The sequence below is a fragment of the Actinokineospora globicatena genome (assembly GCF_024171945.1).
GTDB classification, from domain to species: Bacteria; Actinomycetota; Actinomycetes; order Mycobacteriales; family Pseudonocardiaceae; genus Actinokineospora; species Actinokineospora globicatena.
Genome location: NZ_JAMTCR010000005.1, coordinates 793,781 through 814,817, shown reverse-complemented (window position 1 = coordinate 814,817; position 21,037 = coordinate 793,781). Strand labels below are relative to the sequence as shown.

The window sequence follows — 21,037 nt, the reverse complement described above, 5'->3', positions numbered from 1 at the left end:
GACCTTGAGCTTAGAGCGCCCCCGCCTACCCTTGGGTAATGCGAACCTGGCTGACCCGAGGCGGGGTCCTTGCCGTCGTGCACGCGGCGGTCGCCGTGACCATCGCGGCGCTCAAGGCGGCGGACCCCACGGGGTGGACGACGGTGGAGGCGCTGGCGCTCGGCGCGCTGGTCGCGGCCGCCGCGGTGTGGGCCGCGGTCGACGCTTGGCGGGGCCTGCCGGACCGGGGTCGGGTGTGGGTACTGGCGTCCTTGGTGGCGGGCTGGGGCGCGGCCGTGCTCTCCGTGATCGGGCGCGGCGCGTTCGTCGACCAGACCGGGGTCAGCGCGCTCGGTCAGGCGCTCACCGGCGGTGCCGCGTTCACGGCGCTGCTGGTGCTGGTCCCGGCGGGCGTCGGCTTGGTCGTCGGACCGCGGCTGGACCAGCACAAGGGGCAGGAGCCCACCGAGCGGCCCCGGCCGTCACCCCGCCCGCGCACCAAGGCGGACTAGAGCCCTTGGGTCAGGCCGAGCGGGTGGCGTTGTCGGCGATCCAGCGCAGCGCGAGGAGGTAGCCGTCGATGCCGAGACCGACGATGACGCCGGAAGCCAGCGCGGAGATGTAGCTGTGCGCCCGGAAGTCCTCGCGCTTGTGCACGTTGGAGATGTGCACCTCGACCAGCGGCGCGGTGAGCTGGGCGACCGCGTCGCGGATGGCGATGGAGTAGTGGGTCCACGCGGCGCCGTTGAGGACCACCGGGTGCCCGGCGTCGGCGGCCTCGTGCAGCCAGCCGATCATCTCGCCCTCGTGGTCGGTCTGGCGGACCTCCACGTCCAGGCCGAGCTCGGTGCCGGTGACCCGGCAGCGGTCGGCGAGCTGGGCGTGCGTGGTGCTGCCGTAGACCTCGGGCTCGCGCAGGCCGAGCCTGCCCAGGTTGGGGCCGTTGAGGACCAGGACCTTCACAGCAGCACCCCCGTGCGCTTGCCGCCGTCGGTGGCGACCGCGGAGTAGGCGGCGGCGAGCAGGGCCGGGTCCGGTCCCTCCAGCCGCGCGGGCTTGGCCAGGCCGTCGAGCACCACGAAGCGCAGGATGCCGGACTTGGTCTTCTTGTCGCTGAGCATGCCCTCGATGAGCTGCGGCAACGCGTCGGCCTCGTAGCTGACCGGCAGGCCGACCGAGGCCAGGATCGCGCGGTGCCGGTCGGCGGTGGCGTCGTCGAGCCTGCCCGCCAGCCGGGCGAGCTCGGCGACGAAGACCAGGCCGACGCTGACCGCCGCGCCGTGGCGCCACCGGTACCGCTCGCGGCGCTCGATGGCGTGGGCGAGGGTGTGGCCGTAGTTGAGCACCTCGCGCAGGCTCGCCTCGCGCAGGTCGGACGCGACGATGTCGGCCTTGACCTGGATCTTGCGGCGGACCAGCTCGGGCAGCACGGGGCCGGTCGGGTCGAGCGCGGCGGCCGGGTCGGCCTCGATCAGGTCGAGGATCACCGGGTCGGCGATGAAGCCGCCCTTGATGACCTCGGCCATGCCCGCCACCAGTTCGTTGCGCGGCAGGGTGGTGAGGGTGGCCAGGTCGACCAGCACGGCGGAGGGCTCGTGGATGGCGCCGACCAGGTTCTTGCCCGCGTCGGTGTTGATGCCGGTCTTGCCGCCGACCGCGGCGTCGACCATGCCGAGCAGGGTGGTGGGCACGTTGACCAGGCGGATGCCGCGCATCCAGGTCGCGGCGACGAAGCCCGCGAGGTCGGTGACCGCGCCGCCGCCGATGGCCACGACCGCGCCCTGGCGGTCCATGCCCATCCGGCCGAGGACCTCCCAGCAGAACGCGGCGACCGAGAGCGCCTTGCCGTCCTCGGCGTCGGGGATCTCGACGGTGTGCGCGTCGATCCCGGCCGAGGTCAGCTCGTCGCGGGTCGCGGTGGCCGTCGCGGCGAGGGTGGCGGTGTGGATGATCGCGACCTTCGACGCGCCGCGCACCGACTCCACCAGGTCACCGAGCAGGCCGGTGCCGACGACCACGTCGTAGGGCGCGCTGGTGGCCACCCTGATCCGCCACGGCTGCTCGCCCACACCGGTCTCGCTCACCGAAGTCCTCCGTTGGTGCTCAGTCTTGTGCCGCGCCGGCCAGGTTCGCCACCAGGCCGTCGATGATCTGCTCGGGTTCCGCGTCGTCGGTGGCCACCTCGATGGTGGCGACCTCGCGGTAGATCGGGAGGCGCTGGTCGAGCAGCTCCTTGAACTTCGCCCGCGGGTTCACCCCGGCCAGCAGCGGCCGCGCGGCGGACAGCCCGGTGCGGCGCACGCCCTCGGCCATGCCGACGTTGAGGAACACCACGGTGTGCCCGGCCAGCAGGGCGCGGGTGCCCTCGGCCAGGACCGCGCCACCACCGAGGGCGAGGACGCCGTCGTGCTCGACCAGCGCGGTCGCCACAGCACTCGCCTCGGCGGCGCGGAACACGGGCTCGCCGTCCTGGGTGAAGATGTCGGCGATCGACTTGCCCGCGGCGGCCTCGACGTCGACGTCGGTGTCGCGGAAGGCGACCCCGAGCGCGGCGGCCAGGCCCTCACCGATCGTCGTCTTGCCCGCGCCCGGCGGACCGACGATGACCGCGACCGGGCTCACCAGCGACCGCGCAGCGCCTCGAGGTACCCCTCGACATTGCGCTTGGTCTCGCCGAGCGAGTCGCCGCCGAACTTCTCCAGCGCCGCCTCGGCCAGCACCAGGGCCACCACGGACTCCAGCACGACGCCCGCCCTGGGCACCGCGCAGACGTCGGAGCGCTGGTGGATGGCGACGGCGGGCTCGCCGGTCACGACGTCCACTGTGGACAGCGCGCGGGGCACGGTGGAGATCGGCTTCATGGCGACCCTGGCGCGCAGCGGCTCGCCGTTGGTGATGCCGCCCTCCAGGCCGCCCGCGCGGTTGCTGCGCCGGGTGACCCCGGCGACGGTGCCCTCGGCGCGGTCGATCTCGTCGTGCGCCTCGCTGCCCCAGCGCTGGGCGGTGGTGAAGCCGTCGCCGATCTCGACGCCCTTCATGGCCTGCACGCCCATCAGCGCGCCCGCCAGCCGCGAGTCGAGCCTGCGGTCCCAGTGCACGTGCGAGCCCAGGCCCGGCGGCAGGCCGTAGGCGATGACCTCGATGACGCCGCCGACGGTGTCGCCCGCCTTCTTGACGGCCTCCACCTCGGCGACCATCGCGTCGGTCCCGGCCTGGCTGAACGCGCGCACCGGGCTCTCGTCGACCGCGTCGAGGTCGCCGGGGCCGGGCGCGGGGCCGTCGGGGGCGACGGCCTTGCCGATGGACACGACGTGGCTGACCACCTCGACACCGAGCAGCTGGCGCAGGAACGCGCGCGCCACGGTGCCCAGGGCGGTGCGACCGGCGGTCTCGCGGGCGCTGGCGCGCTCCAGGACCGGGCGGGCCTCGTCGAAGTCGTACTTCTGCATGCCGGGCAGGTCGGCGTGACCGGGCCGGGGGCGGGTCAGCGGCTCGTTGCGGCCGAGGGCGGCCAGCTCGGCCGGGTCCACCGGGTCGGCGGACATGACCTGCTCCCACTTCGGCCACTCGGCGTTATCGATCTTCACCGCGATCGGGCCGCCCTGGGTCAGGCCGTGCCGGACCCCGCCGAGGAACTCGACGTCGTCGGTCTCGAAGCCCATCCGGGGGCTCCGCCCGAACCCCAACCTGCGGCGGGCCAGCTGCCCGTTGAGGTCGGCCGTGGTGACCTCGACGCCCGCCACCATGCCTTCCAGCACGGCGACCAGCGCGGGCCCGTGTGACTCTCCAGCGGTTATCCAACGCAGCACGACGCAGATCCTGTCATGGCTCCCCCACTTCCCCGCGTCCGGCCAATTGCCCAACCGGCACGTGAGTCCCACCACTGCCGGGCCTGGGCGTTCGCTCATCGGAACACGGTGTCCGGCAGGTGGTTGTCGGAAACGATCGCGCGGCCGTCGAGATTTCCGCACGGGCGGGAAACCATTCCTGCCGGATTCGCGGTAACACGGTGGAATGTCGACACGACGCCCCGGGCATGACGATGCCCGACCACCCGGCACCGCACGACCCCACCGCGGTCGGGCCGGGCTTCGTCCTCGACGCGACCCAGGTGGCGCGGCTGCCTGGTGACGCTCCGGTCGTCCCCCAGTCGGTGGAACAGCCACCCGTTCTGGTGAACGCCGCGGCGTATCCCACGGCGGGCGGGCCGCGCTGGTCGCGACGCGGGGTAATCGCGACGGTCAGCGTCCTGCTCTGCGCGGCCCTCGGCGGCGGCCTCGCCTGGGCGACCTCGGTGGCCGACACACCGCCCGCGCCCAAGCAGTTCGACCTGCGCGGCACCTTCACCCTGTACGACACCGACTTCGACGCCCGCGACGGCGGCTGCGTCGGCAATGGCGGCTACGACGACATCGCCGCGGGGACCCGGGTCGTGGTCTACGACAACGCGGCCAAGGTGCTGGCCACCAGCGTCCTGGGCAAGGGCCACCGCGGCACCGGCGAATGCGAGTTCGCCTTCACCGCGAAGGGCATCCGGGTCGGTGTCGGCAGCGTGCAGGTGGAGGTGTCGGACCGGGGCAAGATCAAGTTCTCCGAGCAGGCCGCGCGCACCGGGGACGTCCACCTGGAACTGGGCAACAACTGAGTGCCGTCGACTCTCGCGACCTGCGGCCCTACCAGGCCGAGTGGTCCCGGTGGCGCGGCGTCCGGTGGGGCGCGGGTCGTCGGCGCCGTGGAGACTGGGTGGCGGGTACGGGAAACCGCGGCCTGGCTTGACACCTGGGGGACAATAAAAAATTAGCGCGTTCTCCGATTGAGAAGGAGAACACGCTGGATCTGCACTCAGCTTAAGCACTGTGAGGGGCCTGTGTCAACTCAGGGGTACGAACAGGAATTGCGGTCCGAACAGGGCTACGTGGCCGGGCTCTACGCGCGGCTGGACGCCGAGCGGGCGCGGGTGCGGCGGGGGTACACCGCGGCGCTGGCCGGGACCGGTGGGACGCACCTGGAGCGCGACGACCACGTGCGGGCGGCGGCCAGGGAGATGCGGCGGCTCGACGTGGCCGACAACGGGCTGTGCTTCGGGCGGCTGGACACGCTCTCGGGTGAGCACTCGTACATCGGCCGGATCGGGCTCTTCGACGAGGAGAACGACTACGAGCCGGTGCTGCTGGACTGGCGGGCACCGGCGTCGCGGGCGTTCTACGTGGCGACCGCGGCGACACCGGAGAACATGCGGCGCCGCAGGCAGTTCCACTCGCGCGGGCGGGTCGTGGTCGACTTCACCGACGAGGTACTCGGGCGCCCGGACAGCGACGCGCGGGGGGACGCGGCGCTGCTGGCGGCGGTCAACGCGCCGCGCGGGGCCGGGATGCGCGACATCGTCGCCACCATCCAGGCCGAGCAGGACGAGATCATCCGGCTCGACCACCCGGGCGTGCTGGTGATCGAGGGCGGGCCGGGCACCGGGAAGACGGTGGTGGCGCTGCACCGCGTGGCGTACCTGCTCTACACGCAGCGGGAGCGGATGGAGCGGCACGGCGTGCTGGTGGTCGGGCCGAACCCGGCGTTCCTCAGCCACATCAGCCGGGTGCTGCCCTCGCTCGGCGAGTCCGACGTGGTGTTCATGACCGCCGGTGACCTGGTGCCGGGGCTGCGGGTCACCGCGGAGGACGCGCCGGAGGTCGCGCGGGTCAAGGGGTCGCTGAAGATCCTGGACGTGCTGGCCGCCACGGTCGCCGAGCGCCAGCGGCTGCCGGAGACCCCGGTGCCGATCGAACTCGGCGGCGTCACGCTGACCATCGACGCCGCGACGGCGGAGTGGGCGCGCGACGAGGCCAGGGCCAGCGACCGCTCGCACAACGAGGCCCGAGCGGTGTTCACCGAGATCATCACCTACGTGCTCACCGAGCGGGCGATCGGCCGGATCGGCAAGGGCTGGCTGACCCGCGCGGACAAGGACGGCTGGGAGAAGCTGCGGTCCGAGCTGCTCAAGGAACTCGCGGAGGACGACAAGTTCGCCGCCACCCTCGACGACCTGTGGCCGGTGCTGACCCCGGAGGACGTGCTGGCCGAGCTGTACTCCTCACCGGACCGGCTGCGCGCGTCGGGCGGCGACCCGGTGCTGGCCCGCGCCGATGGTTCGGCGTGGACGGTGTCGGACGTGCCGCTGCTCGACGAGCTGGTGGACCTGGTCGGCCGGGACACGCGGGTGGACGAGGCCGCCGAGCGGGAACGCGCCGCCCAGGCCCAGTACGCCGCCGCCGTCCTGGACAGCCTGCACGGCCGCCAGGACTCGATGGACGACGAGGACCACCTGTTCGCCACGGACCTCCTCTACGCCGAGGACCTCGCGGAGCGCTTCGAGGAGCGCGACACCCGCGACCTGGCTGAGCGCGCCGCCGCCGACCGCGACTGGACCTACCGGCACGTGGTGGTCGACGAGGCCCAGGAACTGTCCGAAATGGACTGGCGGGTGCTGATGCGCCGCTGCCCGGGCCGCTCCTTCACCGTCGTCGGCGACCTGGCACAACGCCGCACCGAGTCAGGCGCCCGCTCGTGGGCGACGATGCTGGAGCCGTACGTCCCTGGCCGCTGGAAGTACCGGTCGCTGACGGTCAACTACCGCACCCCGGCCGAGATCATGGCCGTCGCCGCCGCCGTCCTCGCCGAGTTCGCCCCGGACGTCCTCCCCCCGGAATCCGTCCGCGCCTGCGGCGTCCAACCGTGGTCACGCCAGGTCACCTCGGACGAGGTCGCCGACGCCATCGCCGAGTTCGTCCGCGACGAGGCAGGCCGAGAGGGCACCAGCGTCGTGATCGGACCCCCCGGTATCCCCGGGGTGGTACCCGCCTCCGAGACCAAGGGCCTGGAGTTCGACGCGGTCCTAGTCGTCGAACCAACCCAAATCCTGGCCGACGGCCCCCGCGGCGCGGCCGAACTGTACGTAGCACTCACCCGCGCCACCCAACGCCTCGGTGTGCTGCACCAGGGCCCACTCCCCCAGGCCCTGGCAGGCCTGACGGAAATCCCCCAACCCGTCCGGTGATCAACCTGGCTGGCCTCGGCACTCTTCGCCGGGGCCAGCTACCCGTTCGGCAGAACCCAACTCCCAGTGGCACGCGGCGTGTCTGCATTCGGCGTCGGTGGACTGCGGCGTGTTTACACCCCGCCTTCCTTGGTGAGCGGCCCGACGGCACTCAGGTTCCGTTATCTGCGGCGTGTCTGCACCCGGCTTCGTTGGTGTGGGCTGTGAAACAGCGTGGCGGCTGAATGGTTCGAGTGGTGTTACTGATCGGGCGGCTGTGGGTGAGTGGGAAGTCGAACGGGCCGGGAGTTCGCTCGCCGAGTGACAGCGACGTCGAGTTGCCCGAGTTTCACTGCCCGGGTACATCCCGCACGCCCACGAACAACGACCGCCGCCGACCAATGGATCGGTGTGGCGGCACAGCTAGCACACCAGAGTCGGGCCCACGCCGGAAAGAGCATGGGGGCCGACCGGCAAGCACAGTGGCCGCAGGATCACTGGGTTCGGCGGCGGACGTACTCGTAGGGCTGGTGGGCAGTAGGCAAGCGGAACCAGGGGAAGCGCGAGTGCGGTGGCAGAGGTCCCATGGCGGCAACGACAGCTTTGGCGACCGAGAGTCAAGGAGTGGGTAAGAGGGTGGTGGGGAGGGAGAGGGCGAAGGTTGAGGCTAGGAGGGCTGGGGCGTAAGGGATGTGGGTGCGCCAGGTGGGGTGGCGGAGGAGGTGGAGGGAGAGGGTTAGGAGGGACGCTAGGAGTGGGGCCAAGAGGAGCGGCAGGGGGCCGCCGGGGCCTAGGTAGAGGCCTAGGGTGGGGGCCAGTTTTACGTCGCCCGCACCTAGGGAGTGGGGGGCGATTGTTTTGGTGAGGAGGAAGAAGGCGGATAGGGCTGCGGCGCCGGTTAGGGCGTCTTGGAGTAGGGGGGCGGGGGTGGATAGGGCGGGTGGGATGAGTAGGGCGAAGGTGAGGGGGAAGGCGGGAAGGGTTAGGCGGTTGGGGAGGCGTTGGTGGAGTAGGTCCAGGACGGTCAGGGGGACGGCGAGGGTTGCGAGGAAAGCGATTGCGGGGAGCCACGCCGTGGGGATGAGGTCCGCGAACCAGGTGGCGGCGAGGGTGGTCCAGAGGGCGGCGGTGGGTAGCTCGAACCACCGGGCGGGGGCCGGGTACCTGGGGACGAGCAGGCGGACTGCGGCACCGGCGGCGTAGCCAGCGGGGAAGGCCACTGTGGACAGGGCGATTCCGTGGAGCAGCGCGGGAAGCGGAAGGCACAGCGCGGTGATGGCGAGCAAGGCCGCCAGCGCGGGGACGCGTGTTGGCGGGGAACCCGACGGTGCGGCGACAAACGGGAATGACGACTGGATCGGCATGGGTGAACTCCTTTCTCGTTCCACGGTAGCGAGAAAGAAGTCCGGGCCGCAGTCACTCAATACGGTGGGGACAACCGGTTGACAGGCTTTCCCCGATATGCCAGCGAAAGCTAGATCGGCAGGGCGTGGACCCCACCGGTGGCCGCGACCAGAGCAGAACGCATTGCAGCGCGCGGCGCGGACTGGCCGGTGAAGTGGACGACCTGCCCGAATGCCTGGTGCAGCAACATGTCCAGGCCTGTAGTGACAGTTCCGCCCGCCTCAGAGACCGCGGTGGCGAGAGGAGTCGGCCACGGGTGGTAGATGACGTCCAGCAGGTGGCGGGTAGAAGCCAGCGACGCGACCAAGGGCTCAGTGGCGGCAGGCGGGACCGTGTTCACCAAGACAGCGCAAGAGGCTGCTAGAGCGGAGAAGTCCGTGTCGGACCAACGAAACACCTCTAGCGGCAACCCGAGGCGGGCAGCGCAGTCAACGGCCTCGCCAGCGCGAGAAGGTTCGCGGACGACAACAACAGCCGAGGTAATCCCCAAGTCCGCAAAGGCCGCCAGTGCCGCACAGGCAGTTCCGCCTGCCCCAAGAACCACACCCAGCGAACCGCCAGAGAAGTCGGCGGCACGAAGGGCGCCGGTAACCCCATCCACATCCGTGCAGTCGGCAAGCCAACCTCCGTCGGCACGGACAAGAGTGTTGGCGGCACCCACAGCGACCGCGCGCGGCGTCGCCGTTGAGGCGTAAGACAACGCGGCACGCTTACCGGGCATGGTGACCGATAGCCCTACCCAGTCGTCACCCAAAGAGGAAACCAGAGCAGGCAGACCTGCCTCATCGCATTCGACGCGGTCGTAGGTCCACGGCAGGCCCAAGGCCTCGAAAGCCGCCCCATGCAGGACTGGCGACAGCGAGTGTGCGACAGGCGAGCCGAGGACGGCTGCCCGTCGAACGTCAGTAGGCCTCATTGCGCTGCGCTAGGGCGATGTTCGCGTTGTGCTCGTCGAGCGTGTTCGCGAAGCACGACGTGCCGTCCTTCTGGCAGCGCACGAAGAACACCCAGGTCCCCTCGGCAGGCTTAGCCGCCGCCTCTAAGGCCTCTCGGCTCACCGCTGCGATGGGGGTAGGAGGCAACCCGGTGTTCGCGTAGGTGTTGTACGGGCCGGACTTCGCGCGGTCCTCGGGGCGTGTGCGGATCGCGGGGCGGTCCAGGACGTAGTTGACCGTGGAGTCGTACTCGAGCTTCATCGTCTTCGCGAGGCGGTTGTAGGTGACGCGGGAGACCTTGGAGAAGTCGCCCGCGATGGCCTCGCGCTGGATGAGGGAGCCCATGACGAGCATCTGGTACGGGGTGAACCCGGTGGCGTCGGCCAGCGCGGGCATGCCGACGCTCTGCAGCAGCGCGGAGGAGTCGGCGATGAGCTTCTTCCACAGCTCCTCGGCGGTCGACCCCGGCCGGACCTCGTACACGTCCGGCATGATCAGGCCCTCGAGCTTGCGCTTGGGCTCGGGCGACTTCGACGCGTCCGGCACGGCCCAGTCGGGAACACCGAGCGTGGTCAGATCGGCCGATTCCACTACCTTGCGCAACTCCTCGACGGGAACGCAGGTGCTCTTGCCGTTGAGCTCGGCGCATGAAGCCTTGGACAACAGTGTGTACACGCCCGGTGTCACAGTGGCGCCGCTGGTCACGTCGTCGAACTGGGTACCGGCCTTGATCTGCAGGTTCCCCACCCGGGAGGCCGGGTTGACGATCTTGGCGACCGCGTCGGTCCCGGAGACCTTGGTGCGCATGACGTAGAAGCCCGGCTGGATCGCGCGGACCTTCGACTCGGACTCGGCGGCCTCGGTGAAGGCGCGCGCGCTGGCGACGACGCCCTCCTCCTTGAGCCGGTTGGCGATGACGCCGGTGCTGTCGCCGCCCTTGACCTCGACGACCACGTCGGACTCGCCCGCGCCGGAGAAGTCGTCGTAGCCGCCGATGCCGGAGAGGGTGCGGATGCCGTACCAGACGCCGCCGCCGATGATGGCGAGCAGGACCAGGCCGAACACCGCGAGCTTGACGCGCCTGCGGTCGCGGCGCGGCTTGCGCTTGGCGGGCTGCTCCTCGTCTTCCTCGAAGAAGCCGAGTTCGTCGGTCATGATTCCGCCTCCGCAGATCGTGCGAGCGCCGTCGAGCGGGCGTCGAGCCACGACTGCAGGATCTCCACGGCGGCCGCCTGGTCGACCACCGCGCGCTGCCGCTTGCCCTTGACGCCGCGGTCGCTGAGCATCCTGGTGGCGGCGACCGTGGTCAACCGCTCGTCCGCGAGCCGGACGGGCACCGGGGCGACCTTGGCCGCGAGGGCGACCGCGTAGGCGTGCGCGGCCTCCGCGGCAACGCCGTGCCGCGCGGCGAGCGTCCTTGGCAACCCGACCACCACTTCGACCACCTCGTGCTCGGCGACGAGCTCGGTGAGCCGGTCGAGGTCACTGCCCGACCGCTCGTCGCGGGACAGCGTAACGAGCGGAGTGGCCAGAATGGGAGTCGGATCGCTCACGGCGACGCCGACGCGGACGGAGCCGACGTCCACGGCGAGCCTGCGGCCACGCCCCGGGTCGTCGGCTCCGGGCCGGTCCGGCTTGGGTTTCACGAGCCGCCCAACGCCCTGCGCAGGGCGTTCACCGCCTCGTCGACACCGTTCGCGTTGGTCCCGCCACCCTGCGCCATGTCGGGCTTGCCGCCGCCGCGCGCCTCGATGGCCGACGAGAACGACGGAACGAGCTTGCCCGCAGCGATCCCCGCGTCACGCGCGGTGGAGGTGGTGGCGACGACGAAGCTCACCTTGTCCCCATCGACGGAGAACAGGGCAACGACGCCAGGCCGCGTACCGAGCCGGTTGCGCACCTCGGTCGCCAGCGTGCGGAGGTCGTTACCGCTAACGCCGTTGGGGGCCTTCAACGCGACAAGAGCGGTCCCGTTGATGTCTTCGGCCTTGTCGGCCAAGTCGCCCGCGGAGGACAGCAGCTGGCCAGCGCGGAGCTTCTCCAGCTCCTTCTCGGCGTTGCGGAGGCGGTCGAGCAGGGCCTCTACGCGACCGGGCACCTCGGCGTCGGGCACCTTGAGCATCGAGGCGAGGTTCTGCACAAGAGCGCGTTCCTTGGCCAGGAAGCGCATCGCGTCCATGCCGACGTAGGCCTCAAGGCGGCGGCTACCGGAGCCGACCGAGGACTCGCCGAGCAGGGTGATCGGACCGATCTGCGACGAGTGCTCGACGTGGGTACCACCGCACAGCTCGCGCGACCACGGGCCACCGATCTCGATGACGCGCACGGTCTCGTCGTAGGTCTCACCGAAGAGGGCGACCGCGCCCAAGTCCTGCGCGCCCCCCATGTCGGTGTAGACCACGCGGACGGGCAGGTCCTTGCGCACGGCGAGGTTCGAGACCTCTTCGATCTCGCTGCGGGTCTCCGGCGAAAGGGCGTTGCCCCAAGCGAAGTCGAGACGCAGGTAGCCCGGCTTGTTGTAAGAGCCGCTCTGCAGCGCTGTCGGGCCTAGGACCTCACGCAGGGCCGCGTGCACGACGTGCGTGCCGGAGTGGCCCTGCCGCGCGCCGATACGCCACTCAGCGTCGACGAGGGCCTCTACGTTCTGCCCCTCGACGATCTCGCCGCTACGCACGCGCACCTGGTGCACCCAGAGCTTGCGGGCGACCTTCTGGACGTCGAGAACCTCTAGCTCCACCCCGGGAGCGGTGATGGTGCCCGCGTCGCTCTCCTGGCCACCGGACTCGGCGTACAGGGGAGTCCGGTCGAGCACTACCTCGACGATCTCGCCCTCGGACGCACTACGAACCCGGGCGCCCTCGCGGACCAGGCCGCGCACAGTGGCCTCAGCGGACAGGGTCTCGTATCCGAGGAACTCGGTCGGCCCCTGCGCCAAGAGGTCGCGGTACACGGTCTGGTTGCCGTGGCCGGTCTTGCGGGACGCGGCGTCGGCCTTGGCGCGGGCGCGCTGCTCGGCCATGAGCTCCCGGAAGCCCGTCTCGTCGACCGACAGGCCCTTCTCGGCGGCCATCTCCAGGGTCAGGTCGATCGGGAAGCCGTAGGTGTCGTGCAGCTGGAAGGCCTTGTCGCCGGGCAGCTGCGCGCGACCGTCCGCCTTGACCTGGTCGGCGGCGAGGTCGAAGATCTTCGACCCGCTGACGAGGGTGGCCAGGAAGGCCTCTTCCTCCTTGCGCATCACGGACTCGATGCGCGGGAAGTCGTTGGCCAGATCGGGGTAAGAGGGCGACATGGTGTCGCGCACGACGGCCGCGAACTCACCCAAGACAGGCTCGTTCACGCCGAGCAGGCGGACAGACCTAACGATGCGGCGGAGCAGGCGGCGCAAGACGTAGCCGCGAGCCTCGTTGCCGGGGGTGACGCCGTCGGCGATGAGCATCATGCCGCTGCGCGCGTGGTCGGCGATGACGCGGAAGCGAACGTCGTCGACAGCGTTACCGGCGCCGTAGCGGCGGCCCGACATCTCTTCGGCCTTACCGATGACCGGGCGCACCAGGTCGGTCTCGTACACGTTCTCGACGCCCTGCAGCAGGGTCGCGACGCGCTCGATGCCCATGCCGGTGTCGATGTTCTTGGTCGGCAGCGACCCGATCGGCTTGTGGCCCTGCTTGGGGCTCTGCTCGCCGCGCTCGTCCTGCATGAAGACGAGGTTCCAGATCTCCAGGTAGCGGTCCTCGTCGGCGACGGGGCCACCGTCGCGGCCGTGCTCGGGGCCGCGGTCGTAGTAGATCTCCGAGCAGGGGCCACCGGGACCGGGCACGCCCATGTCCCAGTAGTTGTCCAGGCCGTCACGGCGCTGGATGCGCTCCTCGGGCAGCCCGGCGATCTTGCGCCAGAGCTCGAGGGCCTCGTCGTCGTCGTTGTAGACAGTCGCCCAGAGACGGTCCGGGTCGAGTCCGTAGCCGCCGTCGCCGACGCTCTTGGTGATCAGCTCCCACGCGAGCTCGATGGCCCCGGCCTTGAAGTAGTCGCCGAAGGAGAAGTTGCCCGCCATCTGGAAGAACGTGTTGTGCCGGGTGGTCTTGCCGACCTCGTCGATATCGCCGGTGCGCACGCACTTCTGCACACTGGTGGCGCGCGGCCACGGCGCCGGGGCCTGCCCGAGGAAGTACGGCTTGAACTGGACCATGCCCGCGTTGACGAACAGCAGGTTGGGGTCTTCGAAGATCAGCGACGCGCTCGGCACCTGGGTGTGGCCGTTGCGCTTGAAGTGGTCCAGGAAGCGGTTGGAGATCTCGTGGGTCTGCACTGGCTGTGTCCTCTAGCTGTCAGGGTTCGGCGGTCGGGTGCGCGGCGAACGGCCTAAGAGTCAGCCGTTCGCCCTACGCGCTCGCGCGCCGGGGGTGACGCCAGAGCGGCGCTCGACGGCGTCGGCGAGTTCATCCTCGCGCTCGACCATGCCCGCGCGCACGTCGGCGCCGAACGCGCCGATAGCGCCAGCGAGCTCACGCATGGCGTCGCCGACGTTGTTCGCGATGCCCGCGGGGGTGACCGCGTGCGCGGTCTGCTTCACCTTGCGGTTGAGAGCGACTCCAGCGGCGATACCGACGCCGAGCCAGAAGACGCGCCGGATCATGACCTGGCTCCCCTGCGCCCGGAGCGGCGGCGGCCGGAACGGGAGTGCTTGCCCTCGATCTCGCCCTTGGCCTTGCGGCGCGCGCGGATGGCCTTGCTGACGCCGTAGGACAGCGCGGCGGCCTTGACCAGCGGACCGCCGAGCGTGGCGGTGAACACCGAGGTCAGCGCCGAGACGTTGCCGGTGACGGCCTGGGCGTTGGCGGTGATCCCGTCGACCCGCTCGAGCTGGGTGTTGACGTGGTTGAGCGTGGTGTTGGCGCCGAGGAACAGCGGGTCGCTGTTCTCGTGCGCCTTGCGGATCGCGATGGTGGCCTCGTCGAGCGTGCGGCCGAGCTTGGCCAGCACGATGCCCAGCAGCACAACCAGCAGCACGAACGCGCCTGCGGCCACCAGCGCGGCGATCTGCCCTGCTGTCACGAGCCCTCCTCATTGGCCTGACCCCGGATTTGATCGGCGCCAGGCTACCGTGCCGGTTGCCATACCAGTGTGCGCGGGCGTGGCGGTGTCGGGCGAACCGGTTACTCACCGCGGATGACCCGGCGCAGTTTGGGCACCCGGTCGGCGAGGTGCCGCTCGGCGCCGCGCTGGGTGGGTTCGTAGTAGTCGCGCCCGCGGAGGTCGTCCGGCGGGTACTGCTGGGTGAGGACCCCCTCCGGCACGTCGTGGGGGTAGCGGTAGCCGGTGGCGTTGCCGAGCTTCTTGGCGCCCGCGTAGTGGCCGTCGCGCAGGTGGGTCGGGATCTGCCCGGTAGCGCCAGAGCGGACGTCGGCGAGCGCGGAGTCGAAGGCGACCATGACGGCGTTGGACTTGGGCGCGGTGGCCAGGTGGATCGTGGCCTGGGCCAGCGCGAGCCTGGCCTCGGGCATGCCGATGAGCTGGACGGCCTGGGAGGCGGCGACGCAGACCTGGAGCGCGGTCGGGTCGGCCATACCGACGTCCTCGCTGGCGTGCACGACGAGGCGGCGGGCGATGAACCGGGGGTCTTCGCCTGCCTCGACCATGCGGGCCAGGTAGTGCAAGGCGGCGTCGACGTCGGAACCGCGGATCGACTTGATGAACGCGGAGGTGACGTCGTAGTGCTGGTCGCCCTGTCGGTCGTACCGGACCGCGGCTTTGTCCACGGTGGCCTCAACCGTGGCGAGGTCGATAGAGCCGTCGTTGGCAGCTAGAGCTGAGTCGGCGGCGGCTTCGAGGGCGGTAAGAGCCCTGCGCGCGTCACCACCGGCTAGACGGACGATGTGGGCCTCTGCGTCGTCATCGAGGGTGACGGTGGCGTTGAGGCCGCGCTCGTCAGCGACCGCGCGACGGACGAGCTTCTGGACGTCCGTGTCGGTAAGAGGCTGGAGTTGGAGTACCAGCGAGCGGGACAGGAGGGGGGAGACCACGGAGAAGAACGGGTTCTCGGTGGTAGCGGCAACGAGCAGGACGATGCGGTCTTCGACGGCGCCGAGGAGGGCGTCCTGCTGGGTGCGCGAGAAGCGGTGGACCTCGTCGATGAACAGGACGGTGGACTCACCGGAGTGCGTCAGGCGCTTGCGAGCCTCATCGATGACGGCTCGGACTTCCTTAACGCCCGCGGATAGAGCTGACAGAGCAACAAAGCGTCGGCCGATGGCGGAGGAGACCAGGGTGGCGAGGGTTGTTTTACCGGTGCCAGGTGGGCCATAGAGAAGGATCGACGCGGGCGCTGCCCCCTCGACGAGGCGACGCAAGGGGGCGCCGGGGCCGAGGAGATGGTCTTGGCCTAGGACCTCGTCAAGGGTCGCGGGCCGCATCCTGACCGCTAGAGGCGTGTTCGCCTGCGCTTTCCGGACAGCATCAGCGGAGGCGGGGGCGCCGAAGAGGTCGAACTCCTGTTCCACAGGAGTCGACGCTACCTGGTGCTGCGGTCGTCCTTGGTGGTGGTGAGGAAGGCGCAGTGACGGGCGGCCATTCCGGATCCGGGGTCACCGGATCTGGAGGGGTGGTGAAGCTGATCGTCCAGGTGGGGTGCGGTCGGCATGGAAGCGGTGAGCGTCCACTGGCTGTGCGGGAGGTCGCCGAACCGCCACCGAGTGTTGGCCGGGGTGGATTCTGTAGGAGCCGACTGAGAGGAGCCTCCGGTTGAAGTGGGAGGACTTGCCACAACAGGTGCGCGCAGTCGTTGAGCAGCACGTTGGCGTGGTGGTCGAGGCTCGCCCGGCTGATGGGGGCAGCGCCAGTGACGTTGCCGTTGTGGTGCGAGCGGAGGGTGGGAAGCGGGCGTTTGTGAAGGCGGTCGCGGGAGTCAGCCGGCGGATGCGGTGGCTGCGCAACGAGATCGTGGGGAATCGGGTGGCGGCGGGGATCGCGCCGGGGGTGCTGTTCCACGCCGACCTCGGGGCCGCTGAGGTGGGGGCGGACTGGCTGGTCGTGGGGTTCGAGTTCGTGCCGGGACGGGCGGCGAGCCTGGCTCCGGGGTCACCGGATCTGCCGTTGGTGGCGGAGGCGGTGGAGCGGATCGCCCGGGTCGAGGCGGGTGGGGTGCGGCCGCTGCGAGAGCGGTGGGCGCCTACGGACTGGTGGGCGAAGGTCGCCGAGCTGGCGCCTGATGTCGTGGCGGAGGTGGACGTGGGGGCGATGGACCGGCTCGGCGAGCGGGTGCCCGAGTTGGTCGACGGGGATCGGTTGTCGCACACCGACCTGCATGGGGACCAGTTCCGCATCGAGCCCGGCGAGGACGTCCGCGTCGTCGACTGCGGGTTCCCGGTGCGGGTGCCCGATGGGTCGACACCGCGTTCATGGTGCTGCGACTGATCGAAGCCGGGCACACGCCCAGTGAGGCTGAGGGGTGGGCCAGAGCCCGCTCCACGTTCGCCGGTGTTGATGAGCGGGGACTCACCGCGTGGGCGGGCTATGTGGCTGGGCTCTGGACCCACATCGCTGTCAGCAACGGCCAGGGATCGGCTCGGCGGGCGCGACTGGCCCGGGACTACGTCCGCTGGCGGCTGGACCGGGCCTAGGCGTTCTTGGTGGTGGTGAGGAAGGCGGCCCAGGTGGTGGGGTGGAGGGAGAGGGTGCCCGCGGTGCGGTTCTTGGTGTCGCGGATGGCGATGGTGGTGGGGGTTAGGCGGACCTCCACACAGTTGGCCTCGGCGGCGGCACTGCGACTGCTCTTGAACCAACCGGTGTCCACGGGACCTCCTAGGCGTTCTTGAGGCCGGTGACCAACGCGGTCCAGGTTGCCGGGGTGATGGCGAGGGTGCCAGCGGTGCGGTTCTTCGTGTCCCGAACCCGCACGGCGGTGTCGGTCAGGCGCACCTCGACACAGGTCTCGTTGGCGGCGCCGCTGTAGCTGCTCTTGAACCAACCTGTGTCCCGGACCTGGGAGACCATGGGAGTTACTCCTTCGCGATGTGCTGAATCAACCGGCGGGACTCTTCGCGACTCAAAGCCGCTTCCCACACCCGGTAGAACGCTCGAATCATAGCCGTCGTCTCAGGTTCGCCGTCGTAATAAGTTGACGGGCCAAGAACGGGTGAGGAGTAGCCGATCGATGCCCCACGCTCACCGAAGCCGAGGATCGTCATTCCGTAGCCCCGCAACGGATTGCCGTAGGCATCCGCTCGAAGAACCCGAATGTTGAGGTCAGGCAGCTTGTCGAGCAGGCCAAGCAGGTGGTTCAGCTGCTCGCGCATGATCTCCGGGGCACCCATGTTGGCCCGCAAGGCATCCTCGGTGACGACGAATCGCATGATGCGGAGATCACCCTCGCGAAGCATCGTCGCCTGGCGATCCATCCGATAGGCCCAGCGGTCTTCAGCTTGAGTGTCGTCCGCAGCCCACCACACGCCCTCTGCCTCAGCGAACAGAGCTTGGAGGTACCCGGTCGACTGAAGCAGCCCCGGGATGACACCCGTGTCGTAGACGTTGATTTCGGACGCGCTGGCCTCGAGGTCGGCGAAACGGCGATACGCATCAGGCAAATTGTCTACATGCACTCGCCGCTGTTGGCGGCGGCGGGCTTGGGCGCCCAGTTCGAGGACGGTGGTGCGTTCGTCGCCGGTGACGGTGTAGCAATCGAGGAGGGTTCGGAGGTCTTCCTCGCTGGCCGTGGCGGTTCCGTCCTCCAGTTGCACGATGCGGGAGCGGACCTTGCCCACCGCCTCGGCGCCTGCCTGCTGTGTCATGCCGGAGCGTTCCCGCAACCGGCGAAGCACCAGGCCCAGTTGCCTGCGTTCGAATGTAGGCCGAGCGTGGCCCATGGCGGTCCCTTCGGTTCACCCGATTGTGGGTCTTGTTGTCGGCCCGACAGTCGCCCTATCGTTCAGCACGACAGTCGGGCTTAGAGCCCAGATCCACCCTAGAGCCGAAGGCGGCACTCCATGGCACTTTTCACCCAACCGGGCGTCTCTGTCGAGGCCTGGGTCGACCTCGCGCACGACGTCCCGATCACCCTGGACTCGGTGGAGGGCGGGCAGGCCACCCTGCAGTTCGGGCAGTCCGGCGAGTACACGATGACGATGAGCCAGGCGAACCTGACCCAGTTCGTCGAGCTGGCGACCCGGGCGCTGACCGAGATGGCGGCGAGCTGACGCGGAAACTATCAGCAACCGCCGGATGGGGTGACGGGAACCCCGGGTGGACTCATCCAGCGCGTGCGATGCCCCCGGCACGATCGCGGTGGTGGGCTTGGGCGCAAGGAGGTCGACATGTGTCGGTGGATCGCGTACTCCGGCTCGCCAGTGCGGCTGGCGGACCTGCTCTACAAGCCCGAGAACTCCCTCATCGTGCAGAGCAAACAGGCCCGGCTCGGCGTGGAGACCACGAACGGCGACGGCTTCGGCATCGGCTGGTACGGGGACCGGGCGGCACCCGGGGTCTACCGAGTCACCCAACCCGCCTGGCAGGACGACAACCTGCGCGAGCTGGCCGCCCACGCCACCTCCCGCCGGGTGTTCGCCCACGTCCGCGCCACCACCGGCACGGCGGTACAACAGACCAACTGCCACCCCTTCCGCCACGGTCGCTGGCTGTGGATGCACAACGGGGCGATCGCGGGCTTCCAGTCGATCAAGCGCGACCTGGTGCTCGCCGTCGACCCCGAGCTCTACCCCGCCATCGAGGGGTCGACCGACTCCGAGGTGCTGTTCCACCTCGCGCTGACCATGGGCCTGGAACACGACCCGCCCGCCGCCGTCGCCCGGGCGGTCGGTTTCGTGGAGCGGGTGGGGCAACGCCACGGCATCACCTACCCGATCCAGCTCACGGTCGCGACCACTAACGGCGATACGACCTGGGCGTTCCGCCACTCCAGCGAAGGCCGTTCCCGCTCTCTGTTCCACAGCACCGACATCTCGACGCTGCGCGAGCAGCACCCGGACCACCCGGACCTGCACTCGCTGTCCGACGACGCGCGTCTTGTGGTCTCCGAGCCCTTGGGCGGCCTGCGCGGAGCCTGGCGGGAGGTACCCGAGTCGACGTACCTGACCACTTATGACGGAATGGAGGAAATCCGGCCCTTCGCCCCCGCCGCGGGGTGAGCCGTCACCGGCGTGCCCAGCAGTGCGCGGAGGGCGGCGGTGACGGCAGCGGGCTCCAGCGGGGTGGCGTTGCTCAGGACGTCGAGCAGCACGCCGTCCAGGAACACCGCGGCGGCGCGCGAGCGGTCCTGCGGGAACCGGAGGGTCAGCACGTCGACCAGCGCGGTGCGCCAGCAGTCGGCGAGGGGGCGCAGTTCGGGTCTACGGGTCGCGGCGAGGTACAGCTCGGCTTCGACCACCGCGCGCTCGCCGCCCTGGTACGACAGGGACAGGGCGACGAGCGCGGCGATCGGGTCGTCGGCGGTCTTGATCTCGGCTTCGAGCTCGGCGAGGTCGGCGGTCCAGGACTGGGTGACCTGTTCGAGCGCCGCCGTGGTCAGATCGTCCAGGGTGGCGAAGTAGTAGGTGGTCGAGCCGACGGGGACACCGGCGCGCGCGGCGACGGCCCGGTGGGTCAGGCCCGCGACACCGAGGGTCGGGATGAGCGCGCAGGCGGCGTCGACGATCTCCTGGCGCCGGGCCTGGGGATCGCGGCGGCGGTTCAGTGCGCACCGCCGAGGTTGAGGGTGATCACGCCCGCGACGACCAGGGCGACACCGATGATCTTCACCGGGGTGAGCGCCTCGTTGAGGAACAGGGCGCCGACGACCACGATCACCGTCGTGCCCAGCGCCGACCAGATCGCGTAGCCGACGCCGATGGACATGCCCTGCTGCAACGACTTCGCGAGCATGAAGAACGCGATGAGGTAGCCGCTGACCACCGCGACCGTCGGCCACAGCTGGGTGAAGCCCTGGGTCGACTTCATCAGGCTGGTCGCGACCACTTCGAACAGGATCGCGAAACCCAGGTACACCCACGCGAGCATGACCACTCCCCGGTATTGGACATCCGTACATGTACGAGCGTACGTGTACGGATGTCCAACAACTCAGGCGGTGCGCTTGGCGGCGGACGCGAACCCGAGCCAGGTGTGCCGGTTACCCCACCAGCACCAGCCGACCTTGGGCGCGTCCTTGTGCCCCCTGCCGTCACGCCCCATGCCGTTGCTGATCCAGATCGCCGGGGTCCTGGTGTCGTACTTGCCATCCGGCTTGCGCAACCGCGACGCGATGGTCATAAAGCAGCGCGTTCGCTCTAGAGCCTCCGGCTGGTGCAAGAGCCACTGCACGCCCTCCCCCACCGTCAACGGCGTGCGACCGGCGCCGGTGATCTCGGGCAGCGCGTCCTCAGGAGTCCAGTTGGCCATGCCGTCCCCCCGGTCGATGTCGGTGATGACGTAGACCGGCTTGTCCGGAAGTTCCACCGTTGGGGTGAAGTCGTCCAGGTCCGGCATGTCCAACACCACGAACCCCGGCTTGTCCTTGTGCCGCAGGTGCGGCGCCAACACCGAGGTCTTGAGCCGATCGGGGTGCACCACGAGCAGGGCGTTGTCGATGTCGGGAACGTCAAGGTCACGCGCGGAAAGCTGGGCCAGTTCGAGGACACCCAGCTCATCGAGTCGCTGGATCTGCCTGTCGAGCGGCGGGAAGGGCACAAATACCTCCGAAGTGCGT

25 protein-coding genes are annotated in these 21,037 nt (G+C 69.9%); 7 read left to right on the top strand and 18 right to left on the bottom strand.

Annotated features, from left to right (window positions below; all coding sequences use genetic code 11):
- Positions 1-38: 38 nt before the first annotated feature.
- Positions 39-491 (top strand): B-4DMT family transporter, encoded by a 453-nt coding sequence (locus LV79_RS27510; RefSeq protein ID WP_253841127.1) that lies wholly within the window; start codon positions 39-41, stop codon positions 489-491.
- Between the two features lie 10 nt (positions 492-501).
- Here the strand turns inward: LV79_RS27510 and aroQ are convergent, their stop codons facing one another.
- From aroQ to aroC, 4 genes are read right to left on the bottom strand one after another with little or no spacing between them, the layout of a single operon-like run.
- Positions 502-942: a type II 3-dehydroquinate dehydratase gene (aroQ, locus tag LV79_RS27505; protein WP_253841126.1), complete on the bottom strand. Its 441-nt coding sequence runs from the start codon at positions 940-942 to the stop codon at positions 502-504.
- Positions 939-2,048, bottom strand: coding sequence for a 3-dehydroquinate synthase (aroB, locus tag LV79_RS27500; protein WP_372495488.1), 1,110 nt, complete (start codon positions 2,046-2,048; stop codon positions 939-941). Before aroB ends, aroQ begins: the two co-directional genes overlap by 4 nt.
- 34 nt (positions 2,049-2,082) lie before the next feature.
- Positions 2,083-2,601 carry a shikimate kinase gene (locus LV79_RS27495; protein WP_253841124.1) on the bottom strand — a complete coding sequence of 173 codons (519 nt, stop codon included), beginning with the start codon at positions 2,599-2,601 and terminating at the stop codon, positions 2,083-2,085.
- Positions 2,598-3,788, bottom strand: coding sequence for a chorismate synthase (gene aroC, locus LV79_RS27490; RefSeq protein WP_253841123.1), 1,191 nt, complete (start codon positions 3,786-3,788; stop codon positions 2,598-2,600). The genes LV79_RS27495 and aroC overlap by 4 nt, the downstream gene beginning before the upstream one ends.
- 227 nt (positions 3,789-4,015) lie before the next feature.
- On the opposite strand from aroC, the gene LV79_RS27485 reads away from it, so the two are divergent.
- A complete protein-coding gene (locus tag LV79_RS27485) occupies positions 4,016-4,624 on the top strand; it encodes a hypothetical protein (protein ID WP_253841122.1) in 609 nt (202 codons plus the stop codon).
- Positions 4,625-4,846: 222 nt separating this feature from the next.
- A complete protein-coding gene (gene helR / locus LV79_RS27480) occupies positions 4,847-7,027 on the top strand; it encodes an RNA polymerase recycling motor ATPase HelR (protein ID WP_253841121.1) in 2,181 nt (726 codons plus the stop codon).
- A gap of 596 nt (positions 7,028-7,623) precedes the next feature.
- Here helR and LV79_RS27475 read toward each other — a convergent pair.
- From LV79_RS27475 to LV79_RS27440, 8 genes are all read right to left on the bottom strand, one after another.
- Complete coding sequence (locus LV79_RS27475; protein WP_253841120.1) at positions 7,624-8,370, bottom strand: prepilin peptidase; 747 nt, start codon at positions 8,368-8,370, stop codon at positions 7,624-7,626.
- A gap of 110 nt (positions 8,371-8,480) precedes the next feature.
- A complete protein-coding gene (locus LV79_RS27470; protein WP_253841119.1) occupies positions 8,481-9,326 on the bottom strand; it encodes a shikimate dehydrogenase in 846 nt (281 codons plus the stop codon).
- Complete coding sequence (gene mltG, locus LV79_RS27465) at positions 9,313-10,500, bottom strand: endolytic transglycosylase MltG (protein ID WP_253841118.1); 1,188 nt, start codon at positions 10,498-10,500, stop codon at positions 9,313-9,315. Before mltG ends, LV79_RS27470 begins: the two co-directional genes overlap by 14 nt.
- Complete coding sequence (gene ruvX, locus LV79_RS27460) at positions 10,497-10,991, bottom strand: Holliday junction resolvase RuvX (protein WP_253841117.1); 495 nt, start codon at positions 10,989-10,991, stop codon at positions 10,497-10,499. The genes mltG and ruvX overlap by 4 nt, the downstream gene beginning before the upstream one ends.
- Entirely contained in the window at positions 10,988-13,651 is a 2,664-nt protein-coding gene (gene alaS / locus LV79_RS27455) for an alanine--tRNA ligase (protein ID WP_253841116.1), read from the bottom strand. Before alaS ends, ruvX begins: the two co-directional genes overlap by 4 nt.
- Positions 13,652-13,711: 60 nt before the next feature.
- Complete coding sequence (locus LV79_RS27450; protein WP_301321668.1) at positions 13,712-13,978, bottom strand: hypothetical protein; 267 nt, start codon at positions 13,976-13,978, stop codon at positions 13,712-13,714.
- The gene (locus LV79_RS27445; RefSeq protein ID WP_253841115.1) at positions 13,975-14,397 is read right to left on the bottom strand and encodes a DUF948 domain-containing protein; all 423 of its coding nucleotides are present in this window, start codon (positions 14,395-14,397) and stop codon (positions 13,975-13,977) included. The genes LV79_RS27450 and LV79_RS27445 overlap by 4 nt, the downstream gene beginning before the upstream one ends.
- A 101-nt stretch (positions 14,398-14,498) precedes the next feature.
- The gene (locus tag LV79_RS27440; RefSeq protein WP_253841114.1) at positions 14,499-15,842 is read right to left on the bottom strand and encodes a replication-associated recombination protein A; all 1,344 of its coding nucleotides are present in this window, start codon (positions 15,840-15,842) and stop codon (positions 14,499-14,501) included.
- A gap of 415 nt (positions 15,843-16,257) precedes the next feature.
- On the opposite strand from LV79_RS27440, the gene LV79_RS27435 reads away from it, so the two are divergent.
- Positions 16,258-16,755, top strand: coding sequence for a hypothetical protein (locus LV79_RS27435; RefSeq protein WP_253841113.1), 498 nt, complete (start codon positions 16,258-16,260; stop codon positions 16,753-16,755).
- On the top strand, positions 16,740-16,961 hold the full coding sequence (locus LV79_RS27430; RefSeq protein WP_253841112.1) for a hypothetical protein: 222 nt from the start codon (positions 16,740-16,742) through the stop codon (positions 16,959-16,961). The genes LV79_RS27435 and LV79_RS27430 overlap by 16 nt, the downstream gene beginning before the upstream one ends.
- Here the strand turns inward: LV79_RS27430 and LV79_RS27425 are convergent.
- The 3 genes from LV79_RS27425 to LV79_RS27415 are packed head-to-tail and all read right to left on the bottom strand — an operon-like array spanning position 16,958 to position 18,203.
- Positions 16,958-17,134 (bottom strand): DUF397 domain-containing protein, encoded by a 177-nt coding sequence (locus tag LV79_RS27425; RefSeq protein ID WP_253841111.1) that lies wholly within the window; start codon positions 17,132-17,134, stop codon positions 16,958-16,960. The two genes, LV79_RS27430 and LV79_RS27425, sit on opposite strands and share 4 nt — an antisense overlap.
- An 8-nt stretch (positions 17,135-17,142) precedes the next feature.
- Complete coding sequence (locus LV79_RS27420) at positions 17,143-17,334, bottom strand: DUF397 domain-containing protein (RefSeq protein WP_253841109.1); 192 nt, start codon at positions 17,332-17,334, stop codon at positions 17,143-17,145.
- Between the two features lie 5 nt (positions 17,335-17,339).
- On the bottom strand, positions 17,340-18,203 hold the full coding sequence (locus tag LV79_RS27415) for a helix-turn-helix domain-containing protein (RefSeq protein ID WP_285470680.1): 864 nt from the start codon (positions 18,201-18,203) through the stop codon (positions 17,340-17,342).
- A 120-nt stretch (positions 18,204-18,323) separates the two neighbouring features.
- On the opposite strand from LV79_RS27415, the gene LV79_RS27410 reads away from it, so the two are divergent.
- Both LV79_RS27410 and LV79_RS27405 read left to right on the top strand, forming a co-directional pair.
- On the top strand, positions 18,324-18,533 hold the full coding sequence (locus LV79_RS27410) for a hypothetical protein (protein ID WP_253841107.1): 210 nt from the start codon (positions 18,324-18,326) through the stop codon (positions 18,531-18,533).
- Between the two features lie 117 nt (positions 18,534-18,650).
- Complete coding sequence (locus tag LV79_RS27405) at positions 18,651-19,481, top strand: class II glutamine amidotransferase (RefSeq protein WP_253841106.1); 831 nt, start codon at positions 18,651-18,653, stop codon at positions 19,479-19,481.
- Here LV79_RS27405 and LV79_RS34660 read toward each other — a convergent pair.
- The 3 genes from LV79_RS34660 to LV79_RS27390 all read right to left on the bottom strand — a co-directional run bounded on the left by LV79_RS34660 (position 19,433) and on the right by LV79_RS27390 (position 21,018).
- The gene (locus LV79_RS34660) at positions 19,433-19,771 is read right to left on the bottom strand and encodes a TetR/AcrR family transcriptional regulator (RefSeq protein ID WP_344761054.1); all 339 of its coding nucleotides are present in this window, start codon (positions 19,769-19,771) and stop codon (positions 19,433-19,435) included. The genes LV79_RS27405 and LV79_RS34660 overlap by 49 nt on opposite strands.
- Positions 19,772-20,022: 251 nt before the next feature.
- Positions 20,023-20,349: a DMT family transporter gene (locus LV79_RS27395; protein ID WP_253841105.1), complete on the bottom strand. Its 327-nt coding sequence runs from the start codon at positions 20,347-20,349 to the stop codon at positions 20,023-20,025.
- Between the two features lie 63 nt (positions 20,350-20,412).
- Positions 20,413-21,018 (bottom strand): DUF5701 family protein, encoded by a 606-nt coding sequence (locus tag LV79_RS27390; protein WP_253841104.1) that lies wholly within the window; start codon positions 21,016-21,018, stop codon positions 20,413-20,415.
- Positions 21,019-21,037 lie beyond the last annotated feature (19 nt).

Coding starts and splice junctions, on each gene's coding strand:
- LV79_RS27435 (WP_253841113.1), top strand. CDS start 16,258: ATGCGGTGGCTGCGCAACGAGATCGTGGGGAATCGGGTGGCGGCGGGG.
- LV79_RS27420 (WP_253841109.1), bottom strand. CDS start 17,334: ATGGTCTCCCAGGTCCGGGACACAGGTTGGTTCAAGAGCAGCTACAGC.
- LV79_RS27395 (WP_253841105.1), bottom strand. CDS start 20,349: ATGCTCGCGTGGGTGTACCTGGGTTTCGCGATCCTGTTCGAAGTGGTC.
- LV79_RS27405 (WP_253841106.1), top strand. CDS start 18,651: ATGTGTCGGTGGATCGCGTACTCCGGCTCGCCAGTGCGGCTGGCGGAC.
- LV79_RS27470 (WP_253841119.1), bottom strand. CDS start 9,326: ATGAGGCCTACTGACGTTCGACGGGCAGCCGTCCTCGGCTCGCCTGTC.
- mltG (WP_253841118.1), bottom strand. CDS start 10,500: ATGACCGACGAACTCGGCTTCTTCGAGGAAGACGAGGAGCAGCCCGCC.
- LV79_RS27415 (WP_285470680.1), bottom strand. CDS start 18,203: ATGGGCCACGCTCGGCCTACATTCGAACGCAGGCAACTGGGCCTGGTG.
- LV79_RS27430 (WP_253841112.1), top strand. CDS start 16,740: ATGGTGCTGCGACTGATCGAAGCCGGGCACACGCCCAGTGAGGCTGAG.
- LV79_RS27410 (WP_253841107.1), top strand. CDS start 18,324: ATGGCACTTTTCACCCAACCGGGCGTCTCTGTCGAGGCCTGGGTCGAC.
- LV79_RS27485 (WP_253841122.1), top strand. CDS start 4,016: ATGACGATGCCCGACCACCCGGCACCGCACGACCCCACCGCGGTCGGG.
- LV79_RS27510 (WP_253841127.1), top strand. CDS start 39: ATGCGAACCTGGCTGACCCGAGGCGGGGTCCTTGCCGTCGTGCACGCG.
- LV79_RS27475 (WP_253841120.1), bottom strand. CDS start 8,370: ATGCCGATCCAGTCGTCATTCCCGTTTGTCGCCGCACCGTCGGGTTCC.
- LV79_RS27450 (WP_301321668.1), bottom strand. CDS start 13,978: ATGATCCGGCGCGTCTTCTGGCTCGGCGTCGGTATCGCCGCTGGAGTC.